The organism is Cobetia sp. MB87, from assembly GCF_011319755.1.
In the GTDB taxonomy this organism is placed as follows: domain Bacteria; phylum Pseudomonadota; class Gammaproteobacteria; order Pseudomonadales; family Halomonadaceae; genus Cobetia.
The window spans coordinates 86,931-101,992 of sequence record NZ_VFBC01000006.1 but is presented as its reverse complement, the minus strand read 5'-3'; the positions used below and the strand labels follow the sequence as shown (position 1 = coordinate 101,992).

14 protein-coding genes are annotated in these 15,062 nt (G+C 63.8%); 8 read left to right on the top strand and 6 right to left on the bottom strand.

Annotated features, from left to right (window positions below; translation table 11 throughout):
• The first annotated feature begins 38 nt into the window (after positions 1 to 38).
• Positions 39 to 752, top strand: a complete 714-nt coding sequence (locus CDPAHKCJ_RS05910) for an SCO family protein (protein WP_166019059.1) — start codon at positions 39 to 41, stop codon at positions 750 to 752.
• Positions 753 to 1,291: 539 nt separating this feature from the next.
• Here the strand turns inward: CDPAHKCJ_RS05910 and CDPAHKCJ_RS05905 are convergent.
• Positions 1,292 to 1,999 (bottom strand): FKBP-type peptidyl-prolyl cis-trans isomerase, encoded by a 708-nt coding sequence (locus CDPAHKCJ_RS05905; protein WP_166019058.1) that lies wholly within the window; start codon positions 1,997 to 1,999, stop codon positions 1,292 to 1,294.
• A gap of 139 nt (positions 2,000 to 2,138) precedes the next feature.
• The gene (locus tag CDPAHKCJ_RS05900; protein ID WP_166019057.1) at positions 2,139 to 2,744 is read right to left on the bottom strand and encodes a TIGR02444 family protein; all 606 of its coding nucleotides are present in this window, start codon (positions 2,742 to 2,744) and stop codon (positions 2,139 to 2,141) included.
• A 159-nt stretch (positions 2,745 to 2,903) separates the two neighbouring features.
• On the opposite strand from CDPAHKCJ_RS05900, the gene CDPAHKCJ_RS05895 reads away from it, so the two are divergent.
• A complete protein-coding gene (locus CDPAHKCJ_RS05895) occupies positions 2,904 to 4,838 on the top strand; it encodes an ATP-binding cassette domain-containing protein (protein ID WP_166019056.1) in 1,935 nt (644 codons plus the stop codon).
• A gap of 3 nt (positions 4,839 to 4,841) precedes the next feature.
• Complete coding sequence (locus CDPAHKCJ_RS05890) at positions 4,842 to 5,606, top strand: pseudouridine synthase (protein ID WP_166019055.1); 765 nt, start codon at positions 4,842 to 4,844, stop codon at positions 5,604 to 5,606.
• Between the two features lie 121 nt (positions 5,607 to 5,727).
• Here CDPAHKCJ_RS05890 and CDPAHKCJ_RS05885 read toward each other — a convergent pair whose 3' ends face one another.
• Both CDPAHKCJ_RS05885 and CDPAHKCJ_RS05880 read right to left on the bottom strand, forming a co-directional pair.
• Positions 5,728 to 6,960 carry a patatin-like phospholipase family protein gene (locus CDPAHKCJ_RS05885; RefSeq protein ID WP_166019054.1) on the bottom strand — a complete coding sequence of 411 codons (1,233 nt, stop codon included), beginning with the start codon at positions 6,958 to 6,960 and terminating at the stop codon, positions 5,728 to 5,730.
• A 322-nt stretch (positions 6,961 to 7,282) separates the two neighbouring features.
• On the bottom strand, positions 7,283 to 7,714 hold the full coding sequence (locus CDPAHKCJ_RS05880; protein ID WP_166019091.1) for a YqaA family protein: 432 nt from the start codon (positions 7,712 to 7,714) through the stop codon (positions 7,283 to 7,285).
• A gap of 143 nt (positions 7,715 to 7,857) precedes the next feature.
• On the opposite strand from CDPAHKCJ_RS05880, the gene thiD reads away from it, so the two are divergent.
• Positions 7,858 to 8,658 carry a bifunctional hydroxymethylpyrimidine kinase/phosphomethylpyrimidine kinase gene (gene thiD / locus CDPAHKCJ_RS05875; protein ID WP_166019053.1) on the top strand — a complete coding sequence of 267 codons (801 nt, stop codon included), beginning with the start codon at positions 7,858 to 7,860 and terminating at the stop codon, positions 8,656 to 8,658.
• 139 nt (positions 8,659 to 8,797) lie between these two features.
• Positions 8,798 to 9,472, top strand: a complete 675-nt coding sequence (locus CDPAHKCJ_RS05870; protein WP_166019052.1) for a chalcone isomerase family protein — start codon at positions 8,798 to 8,800, stop codon at positions 9,470 to 9,472.
• A gap of 251 nt (positions 9,473 to 9,723) precedes the next feature.
• Here the strand turns inward: CDPAHKCJ_RS05870 and dctP are convergent, their stop codons facing one another.
• Positions 9,724 to 10,815, bottom strand: a complete 1,092-nt coding sequence (gene dctP / locus CDPAHKCJ_RS05865) for a TRAP transporter substrate-binding protein DctP (RefSeq protein ID WP_233593379.1) — start codon at positions 10,813 to 10,815, stop codon at positions 9,724 to 9,726.
• Positions 10,816 to 11,285: 470 nt separating this feature from the next.
• Between dctP and CDPAHKCJ_RS05860 the strand changes: the two genes are divergently transcribed.
• The 3 genes from CDPAHKCJ_RS05860 (at position 11,286) to dtd (ending at position 13,875) form a co-directional block, all read left to right on the top strand.
• The gene (locus tag CDPAHKCJ_RS05860; RefSeq protein WP_166019051.1) at positions 11,286 to 11,948 is read left to right on the top strand and encodes a TRAP transporter small permease; all 663 of its coding nucleotides are present in this window, start codon (positions 11,286 to 11,288) and stop codon (positions 11,946 to 11,948) included.
• Positions 11,949 to 12,026: 78 nt separating this feature from the next.
• Positions 12,027 to 13,301 carry a TRAP transporter large permease gene (locus CDPAHKCJ_RS05855; RefSeq protein WP_166019050.1) on the top strand — a complete coding sequence of 425 codons (1,275 nt, stop codon included), beginning with the start codon at positions 12,027 to 12,029 and terminating at the stop codon, positions 13,299 to 13,301.
• Positions 13,302 to 13,425: 124 nt separating this feature from the next.
• Positions 13,426 to 13,875, top strand: a complete 450-nt coding sequence (gene dtd, locus CDPAHKCJ_RS05850; RefSeq protein WP_166019049.1) for a D-aminoacyl-tRNA deacylase — start codon at positions 13,426 to 13,428, stop codon at positions 13,873 to 13,875.
• Between the two features lie 99 nt (positions 13,876 to 13,974).
• Here the strand turns inward: dtd and CDPAHKCJ_RS05845 are convergent, their stop codons facing one another.
• The gene (locus tag CDPAHKCJ_RS05845) at positions 13,975 to 15,021 is read right to left on the bottom strand and encodes a TRAP transporter substrate-binding protein (protein WP_233593617.1); all 1,047 of its coding nucleotides are present in this window, start codon (positions 15,019 to 15,021) and stop codon (positions 13,975 to 13,977) included.
• Positions 15,022 to 15,062 lie beyond the last annotated feature (41 nt).

Genomic DNA, 15,062 nt, shown 5'->3' with positions numbered 1-15,062 from the left:
GGACGTCGTTTCAGGCATGAGGACACCGGGAGGCAGGGATGGGCGCAGAGCGAAAGTCACAGGACGAGCAGGCAGGCACTAGCCGACAAGAGAGCCATCAGCTGGACAAGGGCGTCAGACGCTGGTGGCTGCTGGGCGCCGTCGGCCTGGCGGCCGTGATCGGTGCCGGTGTCGCCTGGCAGCAGGCGCAGCAGGATCTGGCACCGGTCGCTGGCATGCAGGCCTGGGCCAGTCTGGGCGGCCCCATCCAGCTCGAATCGCAGCAGGGTGACTTCACGCTCGCGGAGGTGTCGATGGGCGAGGCCGCAGACGCGCAGGCCACGCCGGTCATCGCGCTCTATTTCGGCTATACCCAGTGTCCGGATGTCTGCCCGATGACGCTGGCGGCGCTGCGTCAGGTGATGTCTGAACTGCCACCGCAGGCGGCGGCGCGCGTGGTGCCGGTCATGGTCTCGCTGGACCCCGAGCGCGACACCCCTGCCCGGCTGGCCGAATACACCGGTCACTTCGGGCCGCGCTTTCAGGGCATCACCGGCAGTCAGGCGGCACTCACCGATGTGGCGCGGCGCTATGGCGTCAGCTATCGACGTGTCGAGGCACAGGACTCCGCGCTGGGTTACACCATCGATCATGGCGCCGCGCTCTATCTCGTCTCTGCCCAGGGGCGCATCTACGATCGCATTCCATTCACGCCGGGGCCGGCCGGTGTTCGCGCTGGCGTGACGCGTGTCCTGAGCGCGACCGCTGATTGAGCCTTGCGCGGCACTCGCTGAATGCGCCGCGTCTTGAGGCCTTTCTCGGGAGTGAAATACACATTGTCCACAAGTTGGCAAGCGCTCAAGGAAGATTTTGTGGATAATCATGACGCCTCGAACACGCAACGCAGGGCCGTCAAGAGCCGTTTTATAAAGTCTAGCAAAAACAATCTGTTACGCGATATCGACTAAAAATATCAAGTCAGTGGTTGCTTTGCGTTCAACCAGCATCACTGCCGCGACAGGCACCAGAAAGACTGGTTGTCAACCTGTGGTCAATAGCTTCCCCACAGATTTATCCACAGGCTGGCGGCGTCCGCACCGGGCCTTCTGGAGAGGAGAATCAGCGGACATCAGCCATTGCTGTAGTGATGGCATGCATCGTTGTCCTGTGCGCAGCTGACGTCTGGATGAGCTTGCCACTGGCCTTCATCCAGCCTTGCCAGAAACGCAAAGAGCCGCCCATCGGGCGGCTCTTTGCGTTTCTGCCGGCAGCAGTGCTCGCCGGTTACCAGCAGGGGAGGCTCACACCGCCATTACTGCTTGGCGTCGGCCTTGGTCACGTCGAGCAGCTCGACCTTGAAGGTCAGCGTCTCGTTCGGGCCGATCGGGCCGCCGGTGCCAGCCTTGCCATACGCAAGATCAGCCGGGACGTAGAGCATCCAGGTGTCGCCGACGCTCATTTCCTGCAGCGCTTCCTGCCAGCCCTTGATGACCTGGTTGACCTTGAAGCTGACCGGCTCGCCACGCTGATAGGAGCTGTCGAAGACGGTGCCGTCCAGCAGCTTGCCTTCGTAGTTTACCTTGACGGTATCTTCAGCGGACGGAGTCGCACCGTCACCGGATTCCAGCACCTTGTATTGCAGGCCGGAATCCAGTGTCTTCACACCGTCCTTCTTGGCGTTGTCGGCGAGGAACTTGTCACCTTCTGCCTTGTTGTCAGTCGCTTCCTGCTCGACCATCTTCTTCTGCTCTTCCATCTTCTTCTGCTGGAAGCGGGAAAGCGAATCCGCGATTTCCTGGTCGCTCATCTTCATGTCGCCCTTGGCGTAGACATCACGCACGGCTTGAGTGAAGGCGTCGAGATCCAGATCGGTGATGTCCTGGGAGAGGCTCTTGCCCAGAGTTGCACCGATGCCATAGCTGAGCTGTGCCTGCTCGTCGGCGAGGCTGTCATCGGCGGCAAAGCTGAACGGGGTGACCAGGAGGGCGCCGAGCGCGACGGCACTGACCAGCTGTTTCATGAAAACTCCTTCAGGATGGAATGGGCCTGAGACGGGCCCGAAACACGCAATTGGCACCGAGGCGGCATGGCCTGCCTCGGGCACTAGTGTTACTCCGACTCTACCAGCCGCGTACAAGTTCCGCATCTCGCTGGCGTTGTCAGGCGTCGGCGGGCACGCGGGCCAGTGCCAGCCGACGCAGGGCGCGAGCCGACGGGTGATCCCCCACGGTGAGCGTCATCGTGCCGCTCAACAGAACCAGGGATTGCTGAAAGGCCTGCAGCGGGTCCGCGACATGCGCGAAGGGCGCCCGCAGGCCGGTCGCGCCTTCGGCTGCCGACAGCGCAGGGCTCAGCTCTTCCAGCTGGGCGAGGGTCTCCTGCTCGGCGGATAGCTCGCAGGCCTTGAGCTGCTGATAGAGGCGTTCCAGGCGTTGCACCGCTGCCGGGTCCTGGGTCGCGGGCAGCGTCATCAGCTCCTGCCTCAACTGGCGGCGGCGCTCGCGCAGCATGCCGGTCATCCAGCCCTGCCAGTCGCGCACGTCTTCCAGCAGGCGAGTGGGTGAGGCGGCGAGGGCGATGCCGTGGGCGGACAGCCAGTGAATCCACAGCAGCTCGCAGACATCTAGGCCCGCCTCGTCCTGCAGCAGCAGGCAGGTGCTCATCATGTCCGGAACTGGCTGAGAGTTGCCCGCAGAGCCGACCTCGCCGGGCAGGGCATACAGAGACAGCGCGTAGTCCCACAATCCGATAGAATATGCGCCCATCAAGTCGGCCTCTTCGTGTGTCACGGATGATGTCTCTTCGTATATCACCGATGATGTCTCTTCACGTGTCGCGCTCAGCAGCTTGCTGCGTCGTAGCGTTCGTGTCGGTGGCGGTGAACGGGAGTCCGACGCCCCCCGTATTTTCTGATCGAGGTTGTCATGATTGCACTGCGCCAGCTCGCCCTGCAACGCGGCGGAGCACCGCTGATCGACGAAGCGGACCTGACGCTGCATGCCGGTCACAAGGCCGGTATCGTCGGCCCCAATGGCGCCGGCAAGTCGAGCCTGTTCGGCCTGATTCTCGGCGAGCTGACGCCCGACAGCGGCACGGTATCGCTGGCCGGTGGCGTGCGTGTCGCGCACATGGCGCAGGAAATCGATGCGCTGGAGCGCCCGATCGTCGACTACGTCATGGACGGGGACCACGCGCTGCGCGAGACCGAGCGCGCCCTGGCGGCCGCCGAAGAAAGCGGCGAGCACCAGCGTCAGGCCGAGTTGCACGCCCACTTCGACACTCTCGATGGCTATACCGCACGGGCACGTGCCGAGCAGCTGCTGGTCGGCCTCGGCTTCAGCCAGGCGCAGCTCGGTCAGCCGCTGGCGGCCTTCTCGGGTGGCTGGCGCATGCGGGCCAATCTGGCGCGCACCCTGTTCACGCCGTCCGACCTGCTGTTGCTGGATGAGCCGACCAACCACCTGGATCTCGATGCGCTGCTGTGGCTGGAGCAATGGCTGGCGCGTTATCCCGGCGCACTGCTGCTGATCTCCCACGACCGCGACTTCCTCGATGCGGTGTGTGATCACATCATCCACTTCGATCGCCGCAAGCTGGTGGTCTACAAGGGCAACTACAGCCGCTTCGAGCGCACGCGTTCCGAGCGGCTGGTGCGCGAGCAGGTCGAGCACGAGAAGACCATGGCGCGGCGCGCCGAGATCGAGGATTTCGTGCGTCGCTTCAAGGCCAAGGCTACCAAGGCACGTCAGGCCCAGAGTCGCATGAAGATGCTGGAGCGCATGGAGGAGACGGCGGCAGTGAAAGCCGACTCCCCGTTCCACTTCACCATCCCGTGCTCCGACAAGATCTCGCATCCGCTGCTGGGGCTGGACCGCGCGGTGATCGGCTATCCCGGTCAGCCGCCGCAGCTCTCGGGCGTGCGTTTCTCGCTGTTGCCCGGTCAGCGTATCGGTCTGCTCGGCCCCAACGGCGCGGGCAAGTCGACGTTGATCAAGGCACTCACCGGCGAGCTTGCGCTGGTCGAGGGCCAGCGGACCGCCGGTGAGCATCTGGCCATCGGCTACTTCGCCCAGCATCAGGTGGACGGGCTCGACCTGTCCTCGACGCCCTTCAATCATGTGCTGCGCCTGTCACCGTCGGCGGGCGAGCTGGAGATCCGCACCTTCCTCGGCAGCTTCGGCTTCCACGGCGATGAGGTCTACGCCACGGTGGAGTCGTTCTCCGGTGGCGAGAAGGCACGTCTGGCGCTGTCGCTGATCGCGTGGCAGAAGCCCAATCTGCTGCTGCTGGATGAGCCGACCAACCACCTGGACCTCGACATGCGCGAGGCGCTCACCGATGCGCTGGCGACCTTCGAGGGCACCGTGATTCTGGTCTCCCACGACCGCCACCTGCTGCGTGCCTGCGTCGACGAATTCTGGTGCATCGCCGATGGCCGCGTGACGCCCTTCGATGGCGATCTGGATGACTATCGTGCCTGGCTCAAGGCGCGGGTCGAGGGTGAGCGGCGTGAAGCGCGTGCTCAGAAGGATGCCGATGCCGGCACTGACAGCACGCGTACGCCGGACCGCAAGGAGGCGCGCCGTCAGGCGGCTGAACTGCGCGAGAAGCTGCGTCCGCTCAAGAAGGTCAGCGACAAGGCCGAGCAGAAGATGAGCAAGGCGCAGGGCGAGCTGGACAAGATCGAGGAAGCGCTGGGCGACGCCACGCTCTACGAGGCGGACCGCAAGGCGGAACTGACCAAATTGCTGGCCAGCCAGGGCGAGATCAAGAGTCGCCTCGATGAGGCCGAAGCCGAATGGTTCGATGCTCAGGAAGCGCTGGAAGAGATGGAAGCCCAGCTCAAGGCGGCGGACTAGGTCATGCGGCTGGACCGCTGGCTGACACGTCAGCCACAGCTCAACCGTCGTCATGCGCTCTCGGCGCTGGCGGCGGGACGCGTGCGGGTCAACGGCGCGACGATCAGCGACCCGCTGCATGAGGTCGGCCCCTTCGATGACATCCACCTGTCAGCGCCTGACACGACCGTCTGCCTGCAGGTCGCGCGGCGTCCGCGTCATATCCTGCTCAACAAGCCCGCCGGGGTCGTGACGGCCTGTCATGACCCCGAACACCTCACCGTGATCGATGTGCTGCGTGACTCTCTTGAGGCGCGCGGCGAGGACAGCGGCTGGCTGGCCGAGATTCACCACGTCGGGCGTCTCGACCGTGCGACGACCGGCGCCCTGCTGCTGACCAACGATGGCGAAGTCTCGGCGCGCATCAGCGATGCCGGGCTCGAGGGGCCCGCCAAGCGCTATCGCATGGGGCTGGAGCGTCCCCTGACGGAGGCCGAACAGGAAAGCGCCATCGCACAGGTTCGCCAGGGGGTGCTGCTCGAACATGATCCGCGCCCGACACTGCCGGCACAGCTTGCGTTTCTCACCGCAGACCAGGCGCGCCTGACGCTGCACGAGGGCCGCCATCATCACGTCAAGCGACTGTGGCGTAGCCTGGGCAATCGCGTGGTGTGGCTGCACCGTGAGTCGGTGGCAGGCTTGAGTCTCGAGGGGCTGGCGCCGGGGGAGTGGCGCGAGCTTACCCGCGAGGAGTGTTCACGGCTGGGGGCCGCGCAGCCTCGCGGGTGAGGCCATCCGGCGGATGGCGGCTTGCCGACACCGGGTCATCCACACCCGCCTGGCGCGCCGCCAGTGCGTGACGGCTGCGATGGGGTGTGGATGGATCGTTCTGGATCGTCGTCAGCGCTGCTCAGCTGCCGGTCGCCTGACTGGGCAGGTCCTCTGCCGTGATGCTCGCCTCGTCATCGTCGCTTGAGCTTGCCTCAGGCGTCGACAGGCTGACCAGCTCGCCCTCGGCGTTGCGCGTGAAGTTGCGCACGATGACCCCGATATCTTCCGGCAGCGGCGCAAACTGGCTGCAACGGCTCAGCACTTCCTGCATGTCCTGATAGCCACTGTCGCGACGCGAGTCGATGGTAGCGCGCGAGAAGTCGATATCCTTCAGTGAGGTCTCGCCCGGGCGCGCCGAGGCCAGCAGACGCACCACGTTGATCGAGGGCTGCTGGGTCATGGCGAGGATGCGCTGGATCTTCGGCGACTGACGCAGCTCCTCCGGCAGATAGTCGGCGAGATTCTCGATTCCCATGCGCAGCGCCTGATTCTCTTCCAGCAGGTTGAGGTGCTCGCCGGCACGACTGGAATACTGGATATCCTTCTCGCGCAGCTGCGCTTCCTGCAGGGTCTCCGGCACCTTGCCATCGGCACTCCACAGGTCGATCACGTAGCAGTTGACCACCGTCTCGCCATGCGGACGCTCCGACAGCACCCAGCTGACGGGCGTATTGGAGTACAGGCCGCCATCCCAATAGGCTTCGCCATCGACCCATACCGGCGGGAAGGCCGGTGGCAGGGCTCCGCTGGCCAGGATATGGCGATGGTCCAGCGCTTCATGCGAGGAGTCGAAGTAGCGCAGCGCGCCGCTGCCGATATTCACCGCTCCGACCGACAGGCGAACGTTCTCCGGGTGGCGGGCATCGAGACGCTCGAAGTCCACCAGCCGATTGAGCGTGTCGCCCAGTGGCTCGGTGTCGTAGAGGCTGGGCGGCTCGCCGAAGAAGCTCTGCCAGATCGGCACCGTCCACAGTGGGCGCGGGCGGAAGAAGCCCGGGATGCCCCACAGCATGGCGGAGGTACGCGCGACGCTGCGCTCCCACGGATGAAAGGCGGGGCCCATGCTGGCTGCGGGTTGGGCGATGCCATACCAGAATGACTCGAGGGCCTTGAGGCGCTCGCCCTCCGGATTGCCGGCGATCAGGGCACCATTGATGGCGCCGACCGAGGTGCCGACCACCCAGTCGGGCTGGATGCCGGCTTCGGCCAGCGCCTCGAAGATGCCGATCTGGTAGGCGCCGAGCGCGCCACCGCCTTGCAGCACCAGAATGTTGAGCGCATCGGCGCAGAAGTCGCAGGATGTATCACGCATGAAACCTTCTCCTCTCTAGCAGTGCAGCACTCCGCCGGGGAATGCCCGAGGTCAGGGGGACCGTCGCGAGCGTGACGCCAAGTGATGGGGGAGGCGTGGGCTCGTGGAGGCGGCGAAAGGGTGACGAGGTGCATATCAGGGGAATGAAGCACCTGATCAAGGCAATGCGGCACTGGTTCAAGGCACTGGAAGTGCTGTTATTGTGCAGTGCAGCATGGCGCCTGTCAGCATAGCACGCATCCTTGCCTTGCGTGGCTGCGATCTCATTCAAGCGACTGACTGAGGCGGCGGGGTTAGGACAGGAGCAGGAGTCTTGCAGCGGTCATTGGCACCAGGGCGTCAGCCACAGGTCGGCTGCCAGCAGCAACAGGGCATAGCGTCCGCCCTTGGCGATCATGATCAGGACGATGCTTTTCCACCACGCCAGCCGGAAGATGCCCGCCAGTACCGTCAGCGGGTCGCCGATCAGCGGGGCCCAGCTCAGCAGCAGGCTCCAGGCGCCGAAACGGCGATACCACAGGGTGCCGCGTGCCAATGCGCGCCGCGAGACCGGAAACCAGCGCCGTGTGTGCAAACGACGGGCGCCACGCCCCAGAGCGACGTTGATCAGGCTGCCGAGCGTGTTGCCCAGCGTCGCGGCAAGCCACAGCGCCCAGGGCGCGTGCCCCTGGCACCACAGCCCTGTGAAGGCCGCTTCCGATCCGCCGGGCAGCAGGGTGGCGCTGGCCAGCGAGATCACGGCGAGCGAGGTCAATCCCGGCAATGACAGTACGGCCACTTCATCCATATCACTTTCTTCTGTTTTTCACGGTGGCAGGGCGCTGGGGGTGGCTTTCTTCCCTCCTCAGCTCGGGTATGCTGTTGGCACGTCAAAGCCATATTTCGGGAGCTTCCTGCATGCATATTCCGTGCGTCCTGACGATAGCGGGCTCAGACCCCTCCGGGGGAGCCGGCATTCAGGCGGACCTCAAGACATTCTCTGCGCTGGGCGCCTACGGGGCCAGCGTGATCACGGCGCTGACGGCGCAGAATACCTGCGGCGTGCGCAGCGTGGAGGCGGTCTCGCGGGAATTCATCGCCGCACAGCTGGACGCCGTGCTGGATGATCTCGATATCCGTGCCGCCAAGATCGGCATGGTGGCCGATCCGCTGGTGGTGGAAATGCTCGCCGACCGCCTTCAGCAGCGCCGCCCGCGCTGGGTCGTGCTCGACCCGGTGCTGGTCGCCAAGAGTGGTGATGCGCTGGTCAATGATGCTGCCATCCAGTCGGTGGCCGAGCACCTGGTGCCGTTGGCCGACATCATCACGCCCAACCTGCATGAAGCCGCGGTCCTGCTGGGCGAGCGGCGCCTGATCGGGCGCTCTGACATGCCTGCGGTCGCCCGCGAGCTGCGTGCCAGAGGCGCGAAGGCGGTGTTGATCAAGGGCGGGGCGCTTGAGGGGCAGGCCTGCGATGATCTGCTGGTCAGCGATGCCGGCGAGCAATGGCTGTGTGCACCGCGCATCGAGACCGACAACCTGCACGGCACCGGCTGCTCGATGTCTTCCGCCATCACGGCGCGGCTGGCGAACGGTCTGCCGTTGCCGCAGGCGGTGGTCGAAGCGCGCGAATGGCTGCTGGGCGCGCTGCGCGCCTCCGACCAGCTCAACGTCGGCAAGGGCCGTGGGCCGGTGCACCATTTCCACGCCCTGTGGTGAGTCAGCGAGAGTCAGGCCCGTGAGAGCAAGCCACTGATAGCCGATTCCACAAGGGTGATGATCCTGCAGGAGCGATGACCTGCAGGAGAAAGGCCTCCGTGAGTTCCCCTCGATCCCTGCCAGCCAACGAGTAGATGCCATGCCTATATCGCTGTACCGCTTGCCCGTATCAGCTATCCGTGGCGCCGTTTGCTGCCTGAGCGCCGCCTGTCGTGCCATCAGCCTGCCGGTGGCGAGTGCGCCGCGCTGGCTGTCCGCGGGCGTGATGGGGGCGCTGCTGGCCACCACCAGCCCAGCGGCGCTCGCCGTCGAGATCAAGGGGGTGACATTCGCGGATCAGGTGACCACGCAGTCCGGCCAGCCGCTGACGCTGATCGGCAGTGGGCTTTTCACCTACTTGCTGTGGGACGCCTATGTCGGTGCCTATTACCAGGATGCGCGTCGTCCGCGCCCGGCACCGCTCAAGGATGTCTCGCGTCGCCTGGTGCTGGAGTATTTCCATGCCATCGATGCCGAGGACTTCGCCAAGGCAACCACCAAGGGCGTACGCAAGAACCTGTCCGCGACGGATCTTGCGACGATCGAGTCTGAACTGACGCGCTTCAATCGTGCCTATCGGGATGTCGTGCCGGGGGATCGCTATGCGTTGCAATGGCTGCCCGCCGGTGGGGGCAGAGGTACGCTGTCGCTGGTGCTGAACGAACAGGTCATCTTTGAAAGCGATTCACTGGCACTGGCCAATGCTCTGTTCGCGATCTGGCTTGGCGATGAACCGGCCCAGCAGGATTTCCGTACCCAGCTGCTGGGGCAGTAGCGCGCTTTCCATCTGGCCCCTCTAGCCCCTCTCTAGTCTATCTGGCGTATCTGTAGCGGTATCGCTATCGTCTTGCGCCTCTATCGCGCCTCAAGCGAGACACCACGAAAAACGCCCCTGCCGGGAGACCCGGCAGGGGCGTTTTTCATGCTCGTCTTTCTATCTTTTATCTTTCTATCTTTCTATCTTTCTATCAGCCTCTCCACCTATCTCCGCAATCTGTCTAGCGGGTCTGATGCACTTGCTCGGGCTTACTTGCCCTCGGCAGCCTTGATGTCGGCCTGCAGCGTGTCGAGGATCTTGCTGCCGCGCTCACCGGATTGTTCACGATAGACTTCCCAGCCTTTCTCGCCGACCGGGCGGAAGGCTTCGCGCTGCTCATCGGTCAGTGTGATGATCTCGATGTCGCTGTCTTGCTTGATCTTCTCCAGGCGGTCGGCGTTGTACTCCTCCTGCTTCTCGAAGATGTACGGGCGCATCTCGTTGGTGACCTTGTCGAGCATCTGCTGCTGCTCATCATCCAGACCGGAATAGAAGTCACTGGAGGCCACCAGCGTGGTGATGAACTGCGCCTGCTTGGCCTGGATCATGTAGTCCTGAACTTCGTAGAAGCTCATCTCCTGGATGGCGAACACCGGGTTCACCTGGCCGTCGATCTGGCCCAGCTGCAGGCCGGAGTAGACCTCGGAATAGGGCATCGGCGTCGGGTTGGCACCGTAGCCGCGATAGCTCTCGACCAGAATCGGCGAGGTCATGGTGCGGATCTTGAAGCCTTCCATGTCCTCGGGCGTCTTGATGGCACGGTTGCCGGTCCACACCATCCAGCCTTCCGGAATCACGCCCAGCAGCTGGAGGTTCTGCTCGGTATAGGCCTCGGACAGCATGTCGATGGCCTTGGAGCTGCCGAGCACCTCTTCATTGACGGCGTTGTCATCGGAGAACAGGAAGTGCAGCGTGAAGACGCCCGACTCAGGGATCACCGAGGCCAGGTGACCCGGTGAGGCAAAGGTCAGCTGGATGGCATCGCTCTGCACCAGTTCGGTGAGCTGCGAGGAGGTACCCAGTGCGCCGTAGGGGTAGATCTCGACATCGATGTCACCGCCGGAAGCCTCTTCGATACGCTTCTTGAATTCCTGGGCGTAGGCATCCTGCACGCTGCCAGAGACTTCCTCCAGCGCAAAGCGCCAGGTGTCAGCCTGCACACCCGCGGAGGCCAGTGCCGCCATACCCAGGCCGGCCGTCAGGGCGCCTCCCTTGATGAGCGCGGCAAGACGAGAAAGGGGAACAGGAGTCCTGGACGTCTCGCGATTCTGCTCGGGTGACGGGTTCCATTGCATCGTCATCTTGTTCTCCTTGTGTGATTTCCATCAGCGTCGGGCGGCTATGGGCGTACCCGGCGTGCAACTTGCATCATTTAGATAATATTGCCATTCTTAATATAATAAAAAAATCACCAAAATGGATAGTGTGATTAGAATTTATTATGAATAAGCTGAGCCTGTGCGCATGAGGCTCTGGTACTCGAGCTCTGGTATTCGAAGAACTGTCCTTCGCTCGCCAGAACTTCGCGCTCGGTCTTCACAATCGGCCTCCATGCACCAGACCGACATGCCGCACAGCGGCTGGATACTGATTTCAAGCACCGCTAATAAAGCTAGAACAAGAGTAGCCAAAGTGAAAATCACGGCGGCGCCGCGGAAAATTTCAATGGATCGTACCGGCAAATGCAGGATATCTGGCGCAAACCACTGCGCTCATGACATCTGGTAGAAGGCCTATCTGGCAGGATGCCACATCAACAGGAAGCCGCTTCATGAACTCGCCCCCCTCCAAGTCTCCCTCCGCTGACGAGACCCGCCCCGCCCCGGCCGAGACGAATGGCGCTCAGGCCCCCCTCGCACATCTGCCTGCGCCGCTGCGCCGTCTGGCCGCCTGGTTCGAACGTGGTGACCAGGGCCTGGCGCATCTCGAGCGCTGGTTGATCGCCCTGTGCGTGCTGGGCATGGCGACGGCCAGCATCGCCAACGTCATCGGGCGCAACGTCTTCAATTACAGCCTGCCGTTCACCGAAGAGCTGATGCAGATCCTGCAGCTGTGGCTGACCTTCCTCGGTATCAGTTACGGCGCGCGCGCCGGGCGCCACATCCGCGTGACGGCGCTGCTGGACTTCATGCCGCCGTGGTTGCGCAAGGTGCTGCTGATCGCCGGGCAGGTCATCACCTGTGCCTTGCTGGCCTACCTCGCCTGGCTGGCGGTGGATTATCTGCAGAGCCTGGCCAGGTCCGGGCGTGTCACGCCGTCGCTGCGCTGGTCACTGGCGGCGCTCTATGCCGTGGTCCCGCTGGGGCTGGCGCTCGGGGCTCTCCAGTATCTGATGGCGATTCTGCGCAATCTGCTGGCGCAGGGCGCCTGGTTGTCATGGCGTACGGCGGAGATGGACGAGAACGAGGAAGTCGACGGCAGCGGCGCGCTCTAGCCACTGCGCCTGGCATGTCTTCTCGATGCCGCGATAGACGATTGATCACACTTCATTGACCCAGGGACGGAAGCTGCGATGTGGATTCTGCTCGTGATGGTGGGGCTGCTGTTGCTTGGGGTACCCATGATGGTGCCATTGAGCGTCGGCACCTTTTTCTTGTTGTTCAGCGATTTTCCTTTCCTCAAGCCGGAGCTGGTGATCCAGCAGATGATCGGTGGCCTGCAGCCGGTGGTGCTGACGGCGGTGCCGATGTTCATTCTGGCGGCCGATATCATGCTCAAGGGCTCCACTGCCCAGCGCCTGCTGGATGTGGTCGAGCGCTTCGTCGGCCACTGGCGCGGCGGCCTGCCGGTGACCACCGCATTGGGCTGCACCCTGTTCGGCGCGGTGTCCGGCTCCACTCAGGCCACGGTGGTGGCGATGGGGCGCCCGCTGCGCCCACGGCTGCTGGAAGCCGGTTACAGTGACAAGTTCACCATCGCGTTGATCATCAATGCCTCCGATATCGCGCTGCTGATTCCGCCCTCGATCGGCATGATCATCTACGGCGTCGCGACCGGTACCTCGGTGGGTGACCTGTTCATCGCCGGTATCGGGCCGGGGCTGATGATCCTGGTGCTGTTCTCGCTCTACTGCATGTGGAAGTCTTGGAAGCTGGGCATCGCGCCGCAGCCCAAGGCGGACTGGCCCGCACGCCTCAAGGCCTTGAAGCGCGCCAGCCTGCCGGCGGGCTTCCCGGTGATCATCATCGGCGGCATCTACTCGGGCATGTTCTCGCCGACGGAGGCTGCCACGGTCTCGGTGATCTACGCGCTGATTCTCGAGATGCTGATCTATCGTGGCGTGACCCTGAAGGACCTGCCCAGTGTGGCCTTCTCCACGGGGCTGATCACCGCGGTGGTGTTCATCCTGGTGGCGGCGGGCGCGGGCTTCTCGTGGATGATCTCCTTCGCCAAGATTCCGGATGCCATTCTCGGCGGCTATATCCCCTACCTGTCGGAGCATGCGCTGGCGCTCTTGGCAGTGATCGCGGCGGCCTACTTCGTCGGCTGCATGTTCGTGGACCCCATCGTGGTGATCCTGATTCTGGCGCCGGTGTTCGCGCCGGCAGTCGATGCCGCCGGGCTGGACCCGGTGCTGGTCGGCACCCTGGTCACCCTGCAGGCGGCGATAGGCTCGGCGACTCCGCCCTTCGGCTGCGACATCTTCACTGCGGTGGCGGTATTTAGAAAACCGTACATGGAGGTCATCCGGGGGACGCCGCCCTTCATTGCCCTGCTGTTGCTGGCGACGGTGCTGTTGATGCTGTTCCCGCAGATCGCTCTGTTCCTGCCCAGCCTCGCCAACTAGCAGCTCCTCCCACATCCTCAAGTAACACTTGTCGCGCCCCGCAGGCTCAGACTGCGGGGCGTTCGCGTCTGGTATGCTCCCGAACACGAAATGTCATCATTCATCTCTTGAAGGAGCAAGCGGCATGCGAGCATTGATCCAGCGCGTCACACGGGCGGAAGTCGTGGTCGAGGACGAGAGCGTCGGCGCCATCGAGGGCGGTCTGCTGGTACTGGTGGGCGTCGAGAAGGGCGATGACGAAGCGCGTGCCGAAAAGCTGCTGCACAAGTTGCTGCATTACCGCGTCTTCGGTGACGAGAACGACAAGATGAATCTCAATGTCCAGCAGGTGGGCGGCAGTCTGCTGCTGGTCTCGCAGTTCACGCTGGCGGCGGACACCGGCAGCGGCATGCGCCCCAGTTTCTCCTCGGCGGCGCCACCGGCGGAGGGCGAACGACTGTTCTCCTATCTGGTCGACAAGGCGCGTGAGCGCGGGCGGGAACTCGGGGTGGGAATCGAGACCGGGCGCTTCGGCGCCAACATGCAGGTCTCGCTGCTCAATGACGGGCCGGTGACCTTCCTGCTCGAGAGCTGATCGCGTAGCCCCAAAAAAACCGCCCCCGAGGGGGCGGCTGCAAGCATTGGATGACAGGACTGTGCCGCCTCGCGGGAGCTCGGCACAGGTAGCGCAGTCTTACTCCACGCCTTCCGGATTGCGTGCGTTCAGGAAGGCCTGTTCGGAGACTTCGTGCCACTTCTCGACCTTGCCTTCGAAGGTGGTGTAGGACTCGTAGATGCGGCCGGCCAGCTCATTGGAGTCACCAAGCTTCTTGACCACTTCGCCGGACAGCTCACGTGCCTTGTCGAGCACGTCCTGCGGGTAGCGGCGCAGCTCGACCTTGTGCTCGTTGAGCAGTGTCTCGAGGGCATCGTTGTTGCGCGCGGTGTACTCGTCGAGCATGTCCTGGTTCACGTCACGTACCGCGGAACGCAGGATGGCCTGCAGGTCCTTGGGCAGCTCGGCCATGGCGTCGTCATTGACGATGGCTTCGAAGGTGACGGTCGGCTCGTGCCAGCCCGGATAGTAGTAGTACTTGGCGGCCTGATAGAGACCGAAGGCCAGGTCGTTGTACGGCCCGATCCACTCGGTGGCATCGATGGCTCCGGACTGCAGCGAGGTGAAGATCTCGCCGCCCGGCATGCTGACCGTCGCCACGCCCATCTGCTGCATGACATCGCCACCCAGACCCGGGATACGCATCTTCAGACCATCGAGATCGGCGACCGAGTTGATCTCCTTGTTGAACCAGCCGCCCATCTGCACGCCCGAGGCGCCACCGGCCATGACTTCGACGCCGAACTTGTCATAGACCTCGTTCCACAGTTCCAGGCCGCCACCGTAATGCAGCCAGGCGTTCATTTCCTGTGCGGTCATGCCGAAGGGTACGGCGGCGAAGAACTGGGCTTCCGGCGCCTTGCCTTTCCAGTAGTAGGAGGCCGAGTGACCGATCTGCGCGGTACCGGAAGAGACGGTATCGAGCACCTCGAAGCCCGGCACCAGCTGGCCCGCCCCGTACACCTTGATCTTGAGGCGACCATCGGACATCTCATCGACCAGGCGCGCGAGGCGTTCCGGCCCCTGGCCCACCCCCGGGAAGTTCTTCGGCCACGAGGTGACCATCTTCCAGGTGTAGGTATCGGCGGCATTGGCGACGGCCGGCAGGGTGCCCATGGCGGTCATGGTACCGACGGCGATGCCGAAGGCGAGTTTGTTGAGTTGCA

Bases quoted from the DNA above. Each gene is read 5' to 3' on its own strand.
- dctP (WP_233593379.1), bottom strand. From the start codon at position 10,815: ATGACGATGCAATGGAACCCGTCACCCGAGCAGAATCGCGAGACGTCC.
- CDPAHKCJ_RS05890 (WP_166019055.1), top strand. From the start codon at position 4,842: ATGCGGCTGGACCGCTGGCTGACACGTCAGCCACAGCTCAACCGTCGT.
- CDPAHKCJ_RS05845 (WP_233593617.1), bottom strand. From the start codon at position 15,021: ATGACCGCCATGGGCACCCTGCCGGCCGTCGCCAATGCCGCCGATACC.
- thiD (WP_166019053.1), top strand. From the start codon at position 7,858: ATGCATATTCCGTGCGTCCTGACGATAGCGGGCTCAGACCCCTCCGGG.
- CDPAHKCJ_RS05885 (WP_166019054.1), bottom strand. From the start codon at position 6,960: ATGCGTGATACATCCTGCGACTTCTGCGCCGATGCGCTCAACATTCTG.
- CDPAHKCJ_RS05910 (WP_166019059.1), top strand. From the start codon at position 39: ATGGGCGCAGAGCGAAAGTCACAGGACGAGCAGGCAGGCACTAGCCGA.
- CDPAHKCJ_RS05905 (WP_166019058.1), bottom strand. From the start codon at position 1,999: ATGAAACAGCTGGTCAGTGCCGTCGCGCTCGGCGCCCTCCTGGTCACC.
- CDPAHKCJ_RS05860 (WP_166019051.1), top strand. From the start codon at position 11,286: ATGAACTCGCCCCCCTCCAAGTCTCCCTCCGCTGACGAGACCCGCCCC.
- CDPAHKCJ_RS05855 (WP_166019050.1), top strand. From the start codon at position 12,027: ATGTGGATTCTGCTCGTGATGGTGGGGCTGCTGTTGCTTGGGGTACCC.
- CDPAHKCJ_RS05870 (WP_166019052.1), top strand. From the start codon at position 8,798: ATGCCTATATCGCTGTACCGCTTGCCCGTATCAGCTATCCGTGGCGCC.
- CDPAHKCJ_RS05895 (WP_166019056.1), top strand. From the start codon at position 2,904: ATGATTGCACTGCGCCAGCTCGCCCTGCAACGCGGCGGAGCACCGCTG.
- CDPAHKCJ_RS05900 (WP_166019057.1), bottom strand. From the start codon at position 2,744: ATGGGCGCATATTCTATCGGATTGTGGGACTACGCGCTGTCTCTGTAT.
- dtd (WP_166019049.1), top strand. From the start codon at position 13,426: ATGCGAGCATTGATCCAGCGCGTCACACGGGCGGAAGTCGTGGTCGAG.